10 protein-coding genes are annotated in these 19,543 nt (G+C 40.0%); 7 read left to right on the top strand and 3 right to left on the bottom strand.

From position 1 onward, the window contains the following. Positions 1–14 precede the first annotated feature (14 nt). From WG906_RS03385 to WG906_RS03360, 7 genes are all read left to right on the top strand, one after another. On the top strand, positions 15–1,529 hold the full coding sequence (locus WG906_RS03385) for a RagB/SusD family nutrient uptake outer membrane protein (protein WP_339991112.1): 1,515 nt from the start codon (positions 15–17) through the stop codon (positions 1,527–1,529). Between the two features lie 60 nt (positions 1,530–1,589). Further along, on the top strand, positions 1,590–3,314 hold the full coding sequence (locus tag WG906_RS03380) for a fasciclin domain-containing protein (RefSeq protein WP_339991111.1): 1,725 nt from the start codon (positions 1,590–1,592) through the stop codon (positions 3,312–3,314). Between the two features lie 120 nt (positions 3,315–3,434). Beyond that, on the top strand, positions 3,435–4,979 hold the full coding sequence (locus tag WG906_RS03375; protein WP_339991110.1) for a fasciclin domain-containing protein: 1,545 nt from the start codon (positions 3,435–3,437) through the stop codon (positions 4,977–4,979). Between the two features lie 25 nt (positions 4,980–5,004). Beyond that, entirely contained in the window at positions 5,005–8,250 is a 3,246-nt protein-coding gene (locus WG906_RS03370; protein WP_339991109.1) for a SusC/RagA family TonB-linked outer membrane protein, read from the top strand. A 20-nt stretch (positions 8,251–8,270) separates the two neighbouring features. Further along, positions 8,271–10,112, top strand: a complete 1,842-nt coding sequence (locus tag WG906_RS03365; protein ID WP_339991108.1) for a RagB/SusD family nutrient uptake outer membrane protein — start codon at positions 8,271–8,273, stop codon at positions 10,110–10,112. An 89-nt stretch (positions 10,113–10,201) separates the two neighbouring features. Next, the gene (locus WG906_RS19400) at positions 10,202–10,486 is read left to right on the top strand and encodes a GntR family transcriptional regulator (protein WP_431844446.1); all 285 of its coding nucleotides are present in this window, start codon (positions 10,202–10,204) and stop codon (positions 10,484–10,486) included. A 634-nt stretch (positions 10,487–11,120) separates the two neighbouring features. After that, a complete protein-coding gene (locus WG906_RS03360; protein ID WP_339991107.1) occupies positions 11,121–12,362 on the top strand; it encodes a glycoside hydrolase family 28 protein in 1,242 nt (413 codons plus the stop codon). Between the two features lie 829 nt (positions 12,363–13,191). Here WG906_RS03360 and WG906_RS03355 read toward each other — a convergent pair. The 3 genes from WG906_RS03355 to WG906_RS03345 form a co-directional block, all read right to left on the bottom strand. Then, on the bottom strand, positions 13,192–13,698 hold the full coding sequence (locus tag WG906_RS03355) for a hypothetical protein (protein WP_339991106.1): 507 nt from the start codon (positions 13,696–13,698) through the stop codon (positions 13,192–13,194). 478 nt (positions 13,699–14,176) lie between these two features. Continuing rightward, positions 14,177–14,872 carry a fibronectin type III domain-containing protein gene (locus WG906_RS03350; protein ID WP_339991105.1) on the bottom strand — a complete coding sequence of 232 codons (696 nt, stop codon included), beginning with the start codon at positions 14,870–14,872 and terminating at the stop codon, positions 14,177–14,179. Further along, the gene (locus tag WG906_RS03345) at positions 14,869–19,008 is read right to left on the bottom strand and encodes a T9SS type A sorting domain-containing protein (RefSeq protein ID WP_339991104.1); all 4,140 of its coding nucleotides are present in this window, start codon (positions 19,006–19,008) and stop codon (positions 14,869–14,871) included. The genes WG906_RS03350 and WG906_RS03345 overlap by 4 nt, the downstream gene beginning before the upstream one ends. Between the last annotated feature and the right edge of the window lie 535 nt (positions 19,009–19,543).

Genomic DNA, 19,543 nt, shown 5'->3' with positions numbered 1-19,543 from the left:
TTAAAATTATAAAAATGATAAAGAACATAATTTATAAAATTACAATAGTACTGTTTATCATCTCTTCATCGTCGTGTAATAAATGGCTTGAGCTGGAGCCCCAGGACGGATTGATCCGGCAGGAATACTGGAAGACAAAAGAGCAGGTGGAAAGCGCGGTACTAGGTTCATATGTATATATGGCCGAAAATTCTGTTGTAAATCAGCTTTGGAGATGGTCTGAAATACGAGGGGATATGATTAGTCTTCCCTTAAGTTTTTCTTTAGAGGCTGAAGAATATGATCTTATTCAGGGTAATATACTCCCTACCAACAAGTTTGCAAAATGGAACAATATATATAAGGTAATTAACAATTGCAATCTTGTGATTGATTTCGCCCCGCAAACAGTCAAAGAAGATCCCTCATTTGAAATTCTTGAGTTAAATGAGAAACTGGCAGAGGTTAAAGCGATAAGAGCCCTTATGTATTTTTATCTACTGAGAACTTATGGAGAAGTTCCTCTTCAGTTGACGGGAATTTCAGAAGATACCCAAATCAAGAAGTTAGGGAAAAGCAGCGAATCAGATATCATGAATCAAATTCTGGCGGATCTGGAATTTGCTAAATCTAATGCGCCGGAGAGCTATGAGAATGTGGCGAGTGATAAAGGACGGATAACCAAGTGGGCAGCCTATGCAATACTTGCCGATGTAAATCTTTGGAAAGGCGATTACCCTGCAGTGGTAGAAGCTTGTGAAGCAATTCAAAATTCTTCGAGATTCGGGCTGATACAGGCTGAAAGGAACAGTGGAGATTTCTTTCATCAGTTATATTTTCAGGGAAATTCGGCAGAAAGTATTTTTGAGCTCCAATATACAGAAGGAATGCCGAACATGTTTTATAGCATGTTTTCAGCAAGCTCCAAGGATTATATAGCAAATGCAGAAACAATGGATGAGATTTTTCCGCCGGACGATCTTGATCCTGCAGCCTTCGACCTAAGGGGACCTGGTGTTGCTTTTCACCCTATTAATTTTTCTATCTGGAAGTATGGTGGAGCAAATGGAAATGTGGAATTGGACGAATTAGAATTGAGAAGTCAGGATGCTTCTGTGGCCAATTATATACTATATCGTTATGCTGATGTTCTCCTGATGAAAGCAGAAGCTTTAGCCATCATTACAGGTAGCGAGATGGAGGTGGTTAGTATTATTAATCGCATCAGAAGTCGCGCAAAAGCACTAAGTTCAACCCAGCGGCAAGTGGATGCTTCTTCTTCCTCTGCAGAACTTCTTGATTATATTCTTGAAGAGAGACAGCGAGAGTTTGCTTTTGAAGGAAAGCGCTGGTTCGATATTCTACGTTTCGCAAGAAGGGACGAAAGCTATAAAGCAAGACTTATTGAAGTAGCAACCACAAATATTCCAGACGTGGCTAAAAGAACAGCAGAAGCGAGGTTGCAGGATAAGAACAGTTGGTTCTTTCCCGTTCCACAATCTGAACTGCTGGCAGATAAGACCTTAACACAGAATCCATTTTACCGATAAGACATTAAGTAATAAGTCCCTTTACGCGGATTAATTTAATCAATAACTAAAGAGCTGTTTATGAAACCTTTTTTTACTACCAATTTGAAATTGCCTGTGCTTGTAGTATGCATGGTGGCAATATTAGCCTCGGGCTGCAAGAAAGCCCCTATTGTGGAGTATACCACAGAAGACGTGAACATCACGGGCTTTCTGGATAAATATCCCGATAATTTTTCCGAATTCAGAAAGATTCTGGACATCACCGATTCCGACGGATTTTTACAAGCCTACGGAGCGTATACATTTTTTCTGCCTACCAATGATGCTGTAAAAACGTATTTGCAGGCTAACAATAAAACCTCTGTTGAGGAGGTTGACGCCACGGTGTGGAAGGATATTGTTCGTTTGCATTTAATACAGGGTGATACAATTAAAACTACTCAGTTTACCGACGGTAAGCTTGGAAGACCGACAATGTTTGGTCAATATCTGGTTACAGGTCCGGACCCGATTAACCCTACAACTTCGTTTGTGGTTAATCGTCAGGCTAATATTATACAATCAAATATTTCAGTAGGTAACGGAGTGATCCATGTTATTGATAATGTATTGATTCCTGCAAAGAAAACCCTTGCTGAGATGATCGCTTCCGAGCCGAAGTTTGAAGTATTCGCAAAGGCTTTGGAAATAACAGGTTTATACGATAGCCTGAATTTTTCACCTTTAAATAACCCAAATCCTGAGCAACGGTTCCTAACTGTATTCGCTGAAACCGACATGGCGCTTGAAGAAGCGGACCTGGGTAGTATTGAAGAGTTGGTCGGAAGGTATTCCGTTGTTGGTGCCAATCACAAGGATACTTTAGATGGCTTGAACAGATGGGTGGCTTATCATATCTCCCCAAGTGCCCGGTATTTTGCCGACCTGATATCTACTACTTCAATACCGACCTTAGTATACCAGGAGGGATTGAGTACTTCGGCTGAGTCTAGTTCGAGCATAAAATTAAATGTAGATCCATCTATACCAGATCCGGGATATCCTATTTCGTTTGTGGAAGGAGATGTTACAGCATTTAATGGTGTTATTCATACTGTAAACAAGCATTTTAATATTATTAAGCGAGTTCCAAGACCAACCTATTTAGATGTAACCGCACAGCCGGAATTTGTTAATCACCCCAGCTACGACAAAGCTAATTTCGTATGGGACGTACCAACGAACGGTGCCTTAAAGGAATTCGAGTTTCAGAAGTTTGTAACCTATATTAAGGCAGCAGAGTCAAAGGTCACTCACCGGAACGATTACCTTGAATTCCCTATGGGTGGTTCATCATTCAATAAGCGCCTGGTGTTTACAACTCCCGTACTTGTGGCTGGCACCTACAGGGTCTGGATTGGTTACCCTTCAGGAAGTAATGGCAACGTATTCCTGGTCTATTTCAACGATCAATTGCTTCCAAAAAGATGGGATCCAAGTGTACTGGGAAGCACACAGGATATGACGGAAGAGCAACGTTATATAGCGGGATGGAAACGCTACATGGGACCTTCTAATAGTGATGTTACAAAAAGCATTGCCCGATTATTGGGAACAGCTGTAGTTTTTGCAACCGGCCGGCATACGGTAACGTTTGAACTTGTAGACAACTCAAGTGCTAACTTCGATAGAAGGCTTAATCTGGATCTGATTCAATTTATACCGGTTACGCCAGACTGGCAAGATCAGTTGTGGCCAAGATTCTGGACCAACGGAAGGGTACAGGAGAGAGGCCAGAGCGATGCTGATATGCTAAAGCCCTAGATATCATGAGTTATTCCAACTAGTGAATTGATGGTTTTACATTTCATTAGTGCTTCTCTCGGAGAACTACTTTGGAAATCGCAGTAGTTCTCCGTTAATACTAATTTAAAATTATTTAAAATGATGAGTTTTATACATAAATATGTTTTTTTACTTCTAGGACTTTACTTGTTAATGGCATCGGGTTGTAAAGATAAATGGGAAGAACATTACGGTGAACAGGATCCTCTACTCGCCGAAACACTGCTCAGTGAAATCAAAAAGAATCCTGACTTAAGTATATTCAGCGAGTACATTCATGCTACTAAATACGATTCCGTATTGGCTACCTCAAAGGCTTTCACCATTTGGGCTCCAACCAATGCTGCTTTGGAGTTTCTGGATCCTGCAATTCCTGCTGACCCTGTTAAATTAAAGGCTTTTGTAGGTAATCATATCGTATACCAGTCTTATGTTACCCATATGGCGGATCCTGCTATACGACTGGAGTCGCTTAACAACGGAAAAACGGTTCTCTTTTCCAGTTTCACTGTAGAAGATATCGAGATTTCTAAATCGAATATCTATGTAGGTAACGGGGTTTTACACATCATCGATGGGGCCATCATTCCAAAGTTAAATATTTACGAGTATATTGAAAGTTCCGGTGTTGCTCCAAAGCTGCTTTCGCATATCAAATCATTTGATAGAAAGGTTGTCAACCCTGGAGGCGGTGTTGTCTTAGGGATCGATCCTGATACGGGAAAGCCACTATATGAAGCTGGTACGGATTCAATTATCAGAAATTCATATTTAAGAAATACTGCTCAGATTAATACTGAAGATTCCTTGTTTACCTATGTTGTATTGAAGGATGATGCATTTTTAGCTGAAGAGAATAAGTTGCTGCCTTATTTTAAGGCCTATAACAATCAAGGGATCTATAAAGAGGATAGTAGCAGATTTATTACCCGTAACCATATTGTAGAGAACCTTGCTTTTAAAGGATTATTTCTGCCAGGTAATTTACCAGATTCTATGCTTTCTGTCCGTGGAGTTAATGTTCATTTAAATCCTTCGTCAATAATCGAAACCCACCGTTTGAGTAACGGAATTGCATATGTAGTGAGTAGTATTAAATATAGTACATCTAAATTTTTAGGGGAAATTATTATTCAGGGTGAAAGCTCTGTTTCCGTTTCAGCTTCAACTGCAAATGCTCGCTATACTCGAAGAAATCCTGATGGCATTACAACCTATACTCAACAGAGGAGCACGAATTTGGCGAATCTCCGTTCATGGTATGAATACAGAACGCGACTTAATAGTGTAAAATACAAAGTTTACTGGCGTGCAATGCGCGATTATGATTTGGTTCCGCCTGCTCCAATTGCACCAAGCACTGTAGAACGCCCGCTCACTTTTTTTCAGCAGCGGATTGCCTTTAAGATGTTTAGCGCTACAGATTTACCTTATAAATATGTTGAGGCTCAAGAAGTTTTGCCAGCTCCTATTGTCGGCCGAAGAAAATATGTGCCAAAATATGAAGAACAGTACATCGGGACCTATCAAGTAGATAAATTCGGAAATGAATCTATATTCCTTGTAAGTAATAATGAGTCGGTTGCAGCCGGACTCAATAACCTGGTCCTGGATTATATCAGACTTATTCCTGTTACAAATTAGAAAACGCTATTATAAATTGACAACTATGCACATTTTTAAGAAGGCGGAAAGAGTTATTCTGTTCGCAGGATTATGTTTCTCCGTATCATTTTCCACTTTTGCACAGCAGAATGACTCTTTAACCAATGGTCAGGCAGATAGTGTTTCTGCTCCTGTTGCTGCCAGTAGAAATACCGGTCCAAAAGCAGTACTTACGATCGTCGATGCGACCAGCAAAAAACCTTTATCCGGTATTAACGTGAGCGTTGAGGGATACTCGGGCGCAATAACTGATGAAAACGGCAAGGCCAGCATTTCGGTTCCGGATTTTGATGCAGTTTTGCGAATCTCAGCAACTGTATATCAAAATAAAGAAGTGCCATTAAGAGGCGAAAGTACCCTAACTATTAAACTTTACGAAAGCGGTTATAACTCAGTGTATTCTCTTGTAACGCTTCCATCCGGATCCATTTCGCAAAGCCGGATTCCCTATGCGGTTTCCTCTGTAAGAGCGAGAGAGATGTGGGGAGAAAGCATTAAGGAGACACCTGATACGTATTTGCAGGGAAAAGTTGCCGGATTGAATGTGGTGCGTCGTTCGGGCACTCCGTCAATAGGTGCCAATATGTTTCTTCGGGGATTTAATTCATTATACACCAGCAACCAGCCTTTAATTGTGGTGGATGGTATGATTTATAATAATGAAACACTGGCAAACTCGCTTTTTTTGGGAAATTCAAGTAATGCACTCGAAAATATTGATGTAAAGGATATTGAGGACATTACGATTATTAAGGATGCCGGCGCTGCTGTTTATGGTACCAAAGGTGGAAATGGTGTTATGTTAATTACCACTCGCCGCCCTGTTATGGAAAGTACTCAAATAGATTTCTCGTCTTTTGGAGGGTATAATTCTTCTGCCAACAGGCTCCCGGTTTTGGATGCAAGTAATTACCGGATCTATTTAACAAGTATTTTGCAGTCGCAGGGTATGTCTAACGCTACCATAGCGGCGCAGCCATACATGGCCTCGTCTTCAGTCGGCAATTCTGATTTCTTCAAATACCAAAACGGGCCAAATAATCTTGTTAATACAGATTGGCAAAAGGAAGCTATAAGTAGTAGTTATAGTCAAAACTATCATTTAAATGTAGCCGGCGGTGATAATATAGCAAAGTATAATTTATCCTTAGGATACCTTAATAATGAGGGAATTATCAAGAATACAAATTTGAGTAGGTATTTCACCCGTTTTAATGCTGATTTTCGTTTAACTCCTAAGTTAAGAGCAGTATCTAATCTTTCGTTCACAAATAGTGTTCACAACATCCGCAACCAAGGGTTAGGAAGCAATACGTCGCCAGTTTATCTGTCGCTTATAAAGTCGCCTTTTACCCGTACAAATGCGGTGGGTGCCTTAGGCGGGACATCACCCGTTTTTGCTGACTCCGATATTTTTTCTGTTAGCAATCCAGCTTCCCTTATTGAAGATATGGTGGGAATCAACACTGCTTATCGGGTTTCTGCAGCTGCAAATTTTATATACCAGTTTAATCCTAAGTTTTCAGTTCAATCACTTTTGGGGGTTACTTACGATAAGGTTAGAGAGCGAATGTTCATTCCAAGCGTCGGTATAGCACAAGATACCTTGGGAACAGCGGTTATAGATAACCGAATTGGTACTAATACAGACCGAATGTTTGCTGTGTATAGCGACACCAAAGGAACTTATTCTTTTCTGTCTAAAGACCATCAACACAGTGTTTATGCCAATCTGGGGATGCGATTTAAAGATGATCGTTATGAAAGCGACTACGGTCTTACGTATAATTCGGCGACCGATGACTATACAAGCTTAGGAAGCGGGAATCCAAATCTTCGAAACGGAGGCGGCTCGCTAAGTAATATGCGCTGGCTGAGTACTTATACCAGCGTCGATTATTCTTTTAAAAATAAATATTTTGCTTCTTTCAACGCTGCAATAGATGGTTCATCAAGGTTTGGAAAGGATATTCCAGACGTTTTAACTTTTAATGGAAATAAATTCGCGATGATGCCGTCTGTGGCTGCCGCCTGGCTAGTGTCGTCTGAAGAATTTTTTAAACCAGTTGATTTTATCAACTTCCTGAAATTCCGAGCAAGCTACGGACTTACCGGCAATGATGATATTGGTAATTATGCTGCTCTTCCTTACTATGTTGGCCAGAGCTTGTATGGGCTTAAAGGCTATATTCGCGGAAATGTTGGAAATACCCAGTTGAAATGGGAAACGATTGAGAAATTAAACGGAGGCGTTGATGTATCCTTATTTGACGAGCGTTTTAAAGTTAGTTTTGATATTTACAGCAATAATACCAGAGACATGCTGACCTATGACGATGTCCCTTCTGCCAGCGGATTTGATTTATCTGTTTCCAACTCGGGTAGTATGCGCACTAATGGGATCGACCTTTCAATTGATACCCGACTTATTAATAGACAACTAAAATGGGATATGGGTATCACATTGGGCCATTATAAGAATAAAGTTACCAGCTTATCAGGCGGAAGAATTATCTCAGATGGAGATTATCTGGCCGGTGCGGCGATCCTTACTGAAGTGGGAAGAAGTTCGAATTTGTTCTATGGCTACCTAACAAATGGAGTTTATTCAACAAGTGCTGAAGCAGAAGATTCCGGCCTCACCAACAGGATGTCTGATGGTATGTTGGTAGGACTTCAAGGTGGTGATGTTCGTTTTGCAGACACTAACGGTGATAAGTTTGTTGATGAAGAGGACAGGGTGGTAATCGGTGATCCTAATCCGGACTTTACCGGGATGTTCAGAAATAGCTTGAATTTTAAAAACTGGTCCTTCGACGCTATCTTCACCTTCAGCAGCGGAAACGATGTCTACAATGGCACACGTGCGTCGCTGGAGTCAATGGGTGGTTATGAAAATCAAATAGTAAGTGTTAATAGCCGTTGGAAAGCTGAAGGACAGATAACTAATATGCCAAGGGCGGCTTTTGGTGACCCTGCTCAAAACTCACGTTTTTCTGACAGATGGATAGAGGACGGATCTTATCTACGCTTAAGAACTGTAGGGTTATCCTATAACCTTCCATTAAAAGAGAAGTTCTTTAAAACGCTTAAACTATATGCGAACGGGCACAATCTGGTTTCTTTCACCAAGTATTTAGGATATGACCCAGAGTTCAGTTCCTCCCGCAGTGTTTTTTCGCAGGGAGTGGATACAGGACTTGAGCCGCAGTTCAGGACTATTCAATTCGGAGTGAGGTTAGGAATATAATTTTATTAGGTAAAATGATTATGAAAAAAATATATATATGGATATTGCCGGCAATCCTTTGCATTGGCACGTTTTCCTGCAAAAACACCTTTGATATCGTGCCGGAGGATGTGCTTACACGCCAGCAGGTTTATCAAAACCTGGCAGATGCTGATAATTCGATTTATGGTGTATATGGCAAGTTTCTAGGTCTAGTGGACCGCTACATAGTATTGAATGAACTAAGAGCCGACTTGGTGGACGTTACATTTAATACCAATAATGCTTTAAAAGAGATTAATCTGCATAATGTTTCTGAAGGTAACAATTATGCAGATCCTAAGCCTTTTTATGAGGTCATAATGGCGTGTAATAATGTGTTGAAGAACCTTGACCAAATGTTCGCAGAAGGTAAAATTAACCAGGTGCAACGTAACGAAAGATACTCTGATATAGGCGCTTTACGCTCATGGGTGTACTTGCAACTGGGAATTCATTACGGCTCCATTCCTTATGTCACAGAACCTATCGAGAATATCAGCGATCTGAATAATGAAGCATTGCACAAGCGAATTAGCTTTGATGAGTTATTGGAGAAATTAACGCAGTTCACTGCTTCTTTGCCAAACCTTTCACAATACGCAGCGGGCTCGTCGATTATCACTTCCGATCCCACGAATAACGCCAGATTACAAGTTGATGGTGTCGATTTGCAAAGAATATTTATATACCGAAGGCTAATATTGGGAGATCTGCATCTGTGGAACAATAACTATTTGGAAGCAGCAAAAGTTTATAAAGCTATCTTAGATATTCCTAATACCGGAAATTCCGCAGACGAGCGTACCGAATGGCGCGTTAGCTACAATATTTATGATTGGGATGAATGGGGTGATATGTTTGAAGATGCTCATAACTCAAGCGACTATAATGACGAGTGGGTATGGTCAATTCCACTGCTCCCGAATTTTGAGCCAGGAAATCCGCTTATAGATTTATTTTCATATTCGAATGGAAAGTATCAGCTAAAACCGTCTGCACTTGCGATCAATAACTGGGCTAAAGAAAATAAGAGCGGAGACGGCGCCCCAGGTGACTGGCGCGGAGCTGGCGCGTCTTGGGAAAATCAGAGTGGCCAGCCTGTTGTGAAAAAGTTTATCGGAACTTTCGATCCTACAAAGCCTCTAGAGAAAAAGGGAATCTGGTACCTCAATCGCGCAGGCAACTTACATTTGCGATTTGCAGAAGCAGCAAACCGTGATGGTATGCACAGATTAGCCTGGTCTATGGTGAACCATGACCTAAAAAAGGTTTTTGATCCTCTCCAAGGATCTTTATTTTACAGTGAGAATTTTCCAGGCAGAAGTTTTAGTACTGATTGGCCTGCTCCTGATGCTAATGAACGAAGGGATATGGCCAACATACAAAAAACGCCCTGGTTATTTCCATATAACTTTAATGCGCAGGAACACAATCGTCCGACGCAAATCCGCGGACCGTTTTCCAATCATGTGGGAGTCCGAGGAAGAGCAGGTGTAGAAATTGTGAGAGTAGACTCTGCTAAATATTACGATATGAGTCCGAGTATTAATCGGTTCAGCTCTGTTGAGACACTATTGTCAGAACGTCCGATTATTAACCAAAATGCGTTGACTAACGACTTTGAGGATATGATACTTAATGAGGCGGCCCTGGAGCTTGCGTTTGAAGGTCATAGATGGGGTGATTTGGTTCGGATAGCTCGCAGGAGAAACGATCCTTCAATTTTAGCGAAACGTGTCGCCGCCAAGTTTACTGCAGCTGGTGATTTTTCTACAGCTGCCGCAATAGAACAGAAACTAATGGAGCCCTTAAATTGGTATTTGCCATTTAAGATTAAGTAACCCCAATGATGAGAGTGCCCGGGATGAATTCCGGGTGCTAAATCGCAAACTATTGAATAATTTTTATCACTATAATAAGTCATATATTTATGGAGGTTACGTTAAATTTAATTCCTAGGTCGCCAGTTCTGCTCTACTTGCAAGTAAAGGTGTTCATAAAAAAAGAAATTCTCGAGGGAAGGTATGAAAAGGGTTTTCAATTGCCACCTATCAGCAGAGTGGCAAAGCAAAATTCAGTATCAACGATAACGGTTCGTCGAGCGTATTGGGAGTTGGAAAAAGAGGGATATATTACGAGAGAAAGGACGAACGCTTATTTTGTTCGAGATAGATTTTTGCTAATTGGCCAATTAGCTGATACTTTGGCCTTATAAGTTTTAACAGACAATTAGATGTTCAATTATTTATTTTCACACAAACCCCAAATGAAACAATCGGCTCTTTTTTTGATGCTTTGTTGCTGCGGGCTTCTATTTTCTTTTTGTACGAAGAAGATAGTAATTATTAAAGCAAACAATGTACAAGCCCCGTTTACTATGCTGGCTATTAATGTGCCGGACTTTGGCAAAAGTAAAAAAATGTTGATAACTGAATTTGGGGCGGTCGCGGGAGATAATTTATTTCGAGGATATTGGGTCAGAAGGGGTTGCCGATAGAGAATATCTATTTAAAGAGTGTGAGTGCAGTTACCGTTGAGCTTAATACCCATATACAGGAAAACGTAAAAAACTTTATTGAACAGGATTGATGACGACAATCGTGGGGGGATAAATTAATATTGTTTGAACAATTATAAAGTAAGAAAACCAACGAGTGTTTGGTTAAGATGCAGTAGTGTACAGATTTAGGTTTCCCATGTTTAGATTATATCTTAGCGTTAAAATTAAGCTCCTTATTCTCTTGATCTGAATTTTGCTCAGGCAGAGATAAGTTTAATGTATCAAGGCAGAGCAACCTGTGAACCCCAATTACAATGTCTTAGTCGAAGTTCGTGAATAGATTGATTTTATGAATACGTTGCTTATATTACCTTTAACGTTTGTTTTTTTTTCTGTTTACTCACAGAACTATGTTATCACCGAGTACGGTGCTTATTCGGACAGCACAAAGCTTAACACACAAATTATTCAGAACGTAATTGATAGGGCACACCTGGAAGGGGGTGGAACAATTGTAATACCTAAAGGCGTTTTTTTAACTGGGGCATTATTTTTTAAGCCCAATACAAGGCTGCGTTTACAGGAGGGCGCTCAATTAAAAGGATCTGATAATATTGCTGATTATCCGCTGATACCCTCTAGAATGGAGGGACAGAATCTTCTTTATTACGCTGCACTTATTAATGCATATTATGTGGATAGCTTTAGTATTTCAGGCCCAGGAACCATCAATGGAAATGCACTTAAATTTTGGAAAAAATTTTGGGCCCATCGTGATTCTCTCCGAAAAATCGGAAAAGAAACTACCAATTTGGAAGTTTCAAGACCACGACTTGTTTTTATCTGGGGTTGCGACAATGTAATCGTTAAAGATGTAAATCTGCATAACTCTGGATTTTGGACCACTCACTTATATCAGTGCAATAACGTCCTAATCGAAAATTGTGATATTCGCTCACCGTTCAAACCAGTGGCTGCGCCAAGTTCGGATGGAGTGGATATTGATGTGTGTAAGAAAGTTACAATTCGTAATTGTTATATCTCAGTCAACGACGATGGTATATGTATAAAGGGTGGCAAAGGACCCACTGCTCATAAGAAGGCAGAGAACGGGATAGTAGAAGACGTTCTAATAGAGAATTGCACATTCGGCGAGGTACATGCAGTGCTAACCATGGGAAGTGAAAGTATTCACGCCCGGAACATCACCATGCGTAATTGTACAGTGAATAGTAATCGGTCACCAATTTTGTTGTTAAAAATGCGTCCGGATACTTATCAGCTCTTCGAAAATATCACTGTGGATAATATCACCGGGAAAAGCGGTTCAATCATTAATATGTCTCCATGGCGGCAATTTTTTGGCCTTAAGGATTCAACTGAGCAACCTTTTGGTACCGTTCGAAATATATTAATTTCTAATATTAAGGTTAAATGCAAAACATTTGGGTTAATGAATGGAAATTCTCCAGATAAAGTTTCGAATGTGGTTTTTAAAAATATAAATATTACAGTTGAGAAAACCGGATTTGATAATAAATATACCGAGGTGAAATTCGAAAATGTACTAATTAACGGAGTTCCCAATTAAATAGGCATATTAAGGCTGCTACGGATGGAGTAGAGACTTTAAATTTCAAGCTCAACTTCATGATGTTTGATAGGAGTCTGCATACTAATAAGTGAAAAAGATAATTGCATCTTGAACGGCCGCATCTTCAATATTGTTTATAGTTATATAACTGAGACTTTGCGGAAGTTCCTTTTTATTTACAATAATAAATCATAAAAATCGGTGGAAATGTTAGTACGGACAATACCAACAAGAACAGAGTGTTGGTTTAGGGAATATTTAGTAAACCGAGTTTGAGGTGTAAAATACATCTGCGTCGAAAGCACCTTCAGTTGAGTATAGAACTGACTAAAACTAAACTATAGCCTCTATAAGCGTGATTTACCAGAACCGTTCTTAAGTTAGTTAACAGCGTTATTTTCGTTGTTATCAAACAATTTAAGAACCTGGCAAATTGAAAAACCAGCAAAAAAGCAAGTAGAATGAGCTATATTACAATATAAACTGAAGGATTTCCTCGATAGCTTTGAAATACGGATTGCAGTCTACTAGAGTGAGAGCAAACAGTACTCAAATAGGTTTCTTAATAAACTACCGGTGCCACAATTACCTCCCACATTAATTCACGGTACTTAGAGGGTTATATAACTACACTCTATCGGTCAATAAAATATTGTTTTAGGCCTTCGCGACTTTTTGTATCCAACTCCTTCTTTAATTCCTTTGTGTACCTTAAAGATGATTTTCGCAAAAATCTCCGAAACAAGGTCACTACACAAGAGTGTAAGCTTACAATAAAAAAGGAGCCCCGAGGCTTCCTTGAAAATAAATATTAAGATGAACGCATTTAATGAATCCAAAGCCTCATATGGGAGGTATCGGCTTTTAATTTTTGCTCAAAGTTGTAACGTTCCCACGTAGTAATTTGGATTACCTCAGAATTGATATTACTTGAGAAGTTAATATCAACTGATTTTATATTTGATTTTACTCCTAGCAAGGGAGATTTTAAATTTATGACACGAGCATCTACCAAAATTGGCAGGTTATATTTGGCTTTTGGAACCTTAAACATTTTAAAAATTTCTTTTTTAGTCAAGAATACAGTTCCCTCCTTGGCATACACTTTCACAATTTTTAAAATCTCATTATAGGGAGGCGATACTTCACTATCAACGTCTGAAATACTATAAATAAGATTTGTTAAATATGTTTTTATTGGTGGCTTATTAACCAAATACAGAATAGCAAGAGTTTCACTTTTTATTAATTTTCCAGGCTGTATGTTAATTGTTTGCGCAACAACAATTGTTGATAGTACTAGAATAAACAATAGACTCAATGTTTTTTTCATAATTTTAATTATAATTTAATCACTGTAACTGATACTTTTCCTAAAACGGCGAATGGGAATTTTATGATTTAAACAGACAAGCTTATGGCTAGGAGCTATATCATAAAGACTCCTTAAGTTGAGCAAAATATATAAATAGCAGATACAACAACGTCTCCATTTTATTGTAATTCTAAATTTAGACCGCATTAGCTTTCGAAAGAGTAGCAAAATAGCAAGAAGAACAGAATGAGAAATTGGCCAAGATAAATTTCCTGGCAAATAGTGTACGTCGAAAAAATAGGCATTTAAGATAAAAGCAGTTAAATTCACTAAACAGGTAGAATTATAACGGTAGGATAAGCCTTTTTGTGATGTATAAACAGTAACCAAAAGTATTCCAAATAATGCTTTTTGAAAAATGAATTTTTATTAAATAAAAAAGCCCAAACTTCCAGGTCTTAAACCTGGAAGTTGGGCTTTAATAAAGGAGAACCTTTTAGTTTACTCTAAATTGCGAAACGCTTGAATGGGATGTGTTACCAGTAGCGTCTTTAGTTACCACTTTCCAGTAATAAGTTGTATTTGCGGTTACTGTAGCTGAGAAGACAGACCCTGTTATATCCTGAGCTACTGATAAAAGCGCATTTTTGCTTGTACCAACAAACACGGAATAGCTTGCGATGTCTTCATCAACGTCCGATCCTTCCCAATCTAATGTAACCTTATTATCTACCGCAGTTACAGATTGCCCGAACGTAGGGGTAAGAAGCTCAGCGGGAAACGGAGCATAAGATATCTCACCGGAACCTGCGTTGAAAAACTTCCAGATTTCGCTCTTTGCTTTAGCAGTCGTTCTTGATGCCCTTGAAGTAACAGACCAGCTATATGGGGTATTCTTCCTGAGTATCAATGTCAGTTCATTGTCTGACGAGCTATGAACGTTTTCTACATTGTCCTCAAGGTTTTTGAGAGTTACCTGATAACTATCTGCATTTACAGCATTTGACCATTTAAAAGTGACAGAATTTTCAGTTGCGGAAACTACTGTTCCAGTAAGACAAGCTTCATTTTGAGCCGGAGATATAAGTGTTGCTTTTTCCGGATCGGGTATTATCGCCGGAGCAGGAGTTTTGTCCTTCCGGCAACCAAATAATACCGTTAATATTCCTATAGTTAAAATTAGTTTTTTCATCTTTTAATTACTTTGTAATATGAGTCAGAATTGTCTAGCGATAGTTTTAATAGATAAATCCCACTTGTAAGGTGAGAAAGGTCTAGGTTGATATTGGATGCAGAGTCAAATTGCTTTGCATATGCCAGCTTACCCTCTAAAGATTTCACTGAAACTGAAATTTTCGATGTGTTTCTACTGCTTAGAGTAAGCTTTAAGAAATCATCAAAAGGATTTGGGTATATTAATATTTTATCATCTAAGGTTACTAATTTCTCAAACACGCCCTGACATTCATTATCTGCCGACACTGAAATTTTGTTGTCACCTTGTGAAAGAGCAAGGGTAATGCTGCTTTGGGTAGTTTTGCTACTAACACCGTTTATTCTAACGTTATAGTTTTTACCACCCTTCAAATCAAGAGTAATCGTTTTATCTGATTGATTCACGGAGGCAAAAACTGCTAAATCCTGCGGTTCAACAATGACAAGATTATCGAAACACTGGCTGTAACTGCTCTCCCCAACTACAGAGATACACAAAGAATATGTGCCGGCACTTAGATTCAGAATTTCAAGATCATTATCAAATGAGTAATCGACTACTGCACCGTCTTTTATTAGTTGAGCGGTATAATTTAGATCTTGCACGGTGGTAACTTTGATTTTTCCATTGTTACTTGTTTTACAAGATTCTCCATTAACAGCAACCCTGAAGTTAGTTTGCGGAAGATAGAAATTCATGCCCACTGTAACTGCTGATGACATTACCACGCAGCTATTTTTCGTTGTCTCTACAGTGTAATTTCCACCCTGTGTAGCTGTGTAATTATTTGTAGTCGCATTCGTGATCAAGGTTCCGTTTCTGAACCATTTATAGGTATAATTATCGCCTGTACTCGCTACTAATACAACACTTCCGCCAGTTCTTAAGTCCAGAGGGCCAGCTGCAGTAATATTTGCCAGTGGCAGAGGATTAACTGTTACAGTCACTCCATTGGAAGGGATAGATCCCAATGCTGTTACTGTATATGTACCTAAAGAGTTTACTGTGTAAGTTGAAGTGTTCGCACCAGAGATGGCCACTCCGTCTTTGTACCATTGATTTGCGCTGGCAGCCGAAGAAGTTAATATTAAGTTTTCTCCCTGGCATAAGGTTGTAGAGCCAGTATAACTAATTGTCGGAACTGGTATGGTAACAGTAACAACGGTTGCATTTGAGACTGTTGTACAAGAACCTAATGTAACCTTTACGCGGTAAGAGCCCGCTGTAGTGACAGTATAATTCGCGTTCGTTGCTGTGTTGATATCTGCGCCATCTTTCGTCCACTGGAAAGTATAACCTGTACCTGGATTGGCAGTTAAGACTACGTTTCCACCGATAATAAAGTTCAACGGACCACCTGCGGTCACAGTTGCTGTCGGCGTTGGATTAACAACTACATTAACTGATGTTGAAGTAGTAGAGCCATTGCTTACTGTATAGGATCCTGATGAGGTAACCGTGTAGGTTGGGCCTGTTGCATTTGAAATAGCTACGCCGTCTTTATTCCACTGGTTTCCGCTTGTTGCTGAAGATGTTAAGACTAAATTTCCTCCCTGGCAGAAAGTTGTGGAACCTGAATGACTGATTGTCGGAGTCACTGTAATAACCGAAGCATCTGATATTGTTGTACAAGAGCCAAGGGCCACTTTAACCCGGTAAGATCCCGTTGCTGTAGCGGTGTAATTCGCACTTGTTGCTGTGTTGATATCCACTCCATCTTTTGTCCACTGGAAAGTATAGCCTGTACCTGCATTCGCAGTTAACACTACGCTTCCGCCGCTTGCAAGTACTAAAGAACCGCTCGCGGTTACCGCCGCAGTAGGAGCAGGGTTAACGGTAACAGGGACCGAATTAGACGAATTAACGCCGGATGTACTCACGGTATAAGTTCCCGATTCGGTGGTTGTATAAGTATTATTGATAGCTGCGTTAATATCGACGCCATCTTTTTTCCATTGGTTGCCACTAAGGTTTGAAGATGTTAATACTACGCTTCCACCCTGACAAAAGGTTGTTGGCCCGCCGGCACTAATAGTCGGAGCCGGTATTGAACTGGAAACTACCTGCGCATCTGAAAGAACGGAACAGCTATTTGATGTAACATTCACACGATAAGTACCGGCTGATGTAGTGGTATAATCTCCACTGATAGCTCCGGAAATATCCGCTCCGTCTTTACTCCATTGGTAAGTATAACCCGAAGTAGCTGGAGCGCTTAAAGTAACTCCGGTAACCAAGGTGCCATTTGCGGTTACAGTAGCCGTTGGATAAGGATTAACTATAACTGTTATCGAATTGGAAGAATTAACTCCAGAAGTAGCAACTGTAAATACCCCCGATCCTGTTGCTGTATAGGTGTCATTAATTGCTCCGCTAATATCTACCCCATCTTTTTTCCATTGATTATTGCCAGAAATTGAGGAAGTTAATACCACGCTACCGCCCAGACAAAAGGTCGAAGCTCCGCCCGCAGTGATCGTTGGAGCCGATAGTACTACCTGCGCATCTGAGAGGGTTGAACAGCCATTTAATGTAACATTCACACGGTAAGATCCCGATGATGTAGTGGTATAATCTGCACTGATGGCTCCGGAAATATCTGCTCCGTCTTTGCTCCATTGGTAGGTGTAACCGGCTGGAGCGCTTAGTACAACTCCCGGACTTAAGGCACCATTAGCAGTTACACTTGCCGTTGGGGCAGGATTAGCTGTTACAGTAACAGAGTTTGATGAAATACTATACGTAAGAGGAGTGGCAGCTGGATCAGTAACAACTTTAACAGCATATGAACCTGAAGCGATTGGTGTATATGTTGTCCCCGTAGCTCCATCAATCGCAACGCTGTTGAGAAACCATTGGTTGTTGCTAGCTGCCGAAGATGTAAGCAGCAATGCGCCCGGACAAAACGCTGTATTGCCAGTGTAAGATAAAGTTACAGGGCCCGTAAATTCCTTAACTCTCACTGTACCAAAATTACTAGCGTTTGCTCTAACATACGAAAAGTACACTTTGTTGTTTTTACCTACTGCAAGGCCTACACGGTCCCCATTGGTATCAATTGCTGTTGCACCATCCCATAGTTGCTCCCATGTAGTGGCACCAGACATCAACTTAAATACTTTAGGGGTAATGTTATCCATAAAGCCGATATAAATATCCCCTCTTTGACTTCTTGCCATTTTCATTGTTCCAACTCCTTGTGTAGTTGTCGACAAAGTAAATGGAGTACCCCAAGTTTCTGCGGTTCTATCATATCTAATAATATTTGCCCTATTACTACCTCCGGTATTTGTAAATGCAAAAACAGGGTTATTATTCCCATCCAATTCCATAGTCGAATGGCGGGCAGTTAATACAGTAGAAGGAGCTTTTGTTGTCCAAGCACTGCCATTATAAATACCAAGTGTAAGGCTTCCGTTGCTATTTGTAGTACCAGTGCCAAGAATATTTACATACCCAACATAAACATTATCGGTTGTTTGGTCAATTGCCAAACTTAGGCCCGCTGCCCTCTCTGCGGAAACGGAAGTTCCACCCAAAGTTTCCCAGGAATTATTAATAAACCGCTTAACGTATGGTTTATTAGTTTCCGACTGCTCCGTGTGCACCACGTAGGGATTATTGTTTTTATCAAAAGCCATCCAATATGGATTCGGCCTGTCGAAATTGGCATGACCGGACCACACAACAGAACCCGTAGAGATATGCTCTAGCCCTCCTAATGCGATCCACGTATTGTTAATTACATCATAGGTTTTTACAGCCATTTTTCCCGATGCGGTCATATCAGCGTAGATAACATACACTTTTCCATTATTATCTGAAAAAATATTGGTATGAAATCCCAAGGCTGATAGACCACTGGTTCCAACATCCTCCCATGCATTATTTACATATCGTCTTACTCTTACCGGACCGGCTGCAGTAATTGTTGATCCGGTTGAACCATTTTCGGCAAAAACCACATATGGAACGGTGCCAGAGGGCGTCTCTATGGTTGTAACTGATGACCAACTTGAGTGCTTAGTGCCCAAGGATACGTCATTTTCAAGTCCGAGGGAAGCCCAAGACTGAGCATTGGATTTAATATTACTACTTAGTAGTATTGCCATGCACAAAAATGCTGCTCGAAAGACGGAAAAGGCGATACACCGCTTGTTGTTTTGTAAAAGTTTTTTCATACAAATTAAATTAGTTAGTAAAAAAAATGGAGCAAATCATTATATAAAATAGGTTAAGTAAGCAAGAGGATAATAATAGCTAATGAATAAGTTCGGCTTAGTGATTATAAGCCAGACGAAGCCCAACATCTCCTTTTTTAAGGGTTTATAAGGGAAGTAAAGTTACAGCGCCAATGTGGAAAGGCTTTGTAATAGCGTACGGAATAAGCGGCATAATTGTACGACAGTTAGAGCGATTATCTTATCTGATATAGATGAATGGTAGATTAATTATGGGTAGTTGATTCAGTGGCAGGGGTGTTCCGCAAAGAAGAACTCATACGTGGATCCACCAAATTGCAAGCAAAAGCATTCGGATTTATGGATAATCCTGTCTTTGGTTTAGAGCTGGAGCCTTGTTCGACGTGGCACAATTTTAAATGATTGCTGGCAGCCTCTGCTCCATCTAGATGCATCAGCGTGATTT

The sequence above is a fragment of the Pedobacter superstes genome (genome assembly GCF_037622515.1).
Taxonomy (GTDB): Bacteria; Bacteroidota; Bacteroidia; order Sphingobacteriales; family Sphingobacteriaceae; genus Paradesertivirga; species Paradesertivirga superstes.
Note: the sequence above shows the minus strand (reverse complement) of the source record. Positions and strands in the feature narration are given on the sequence as shown.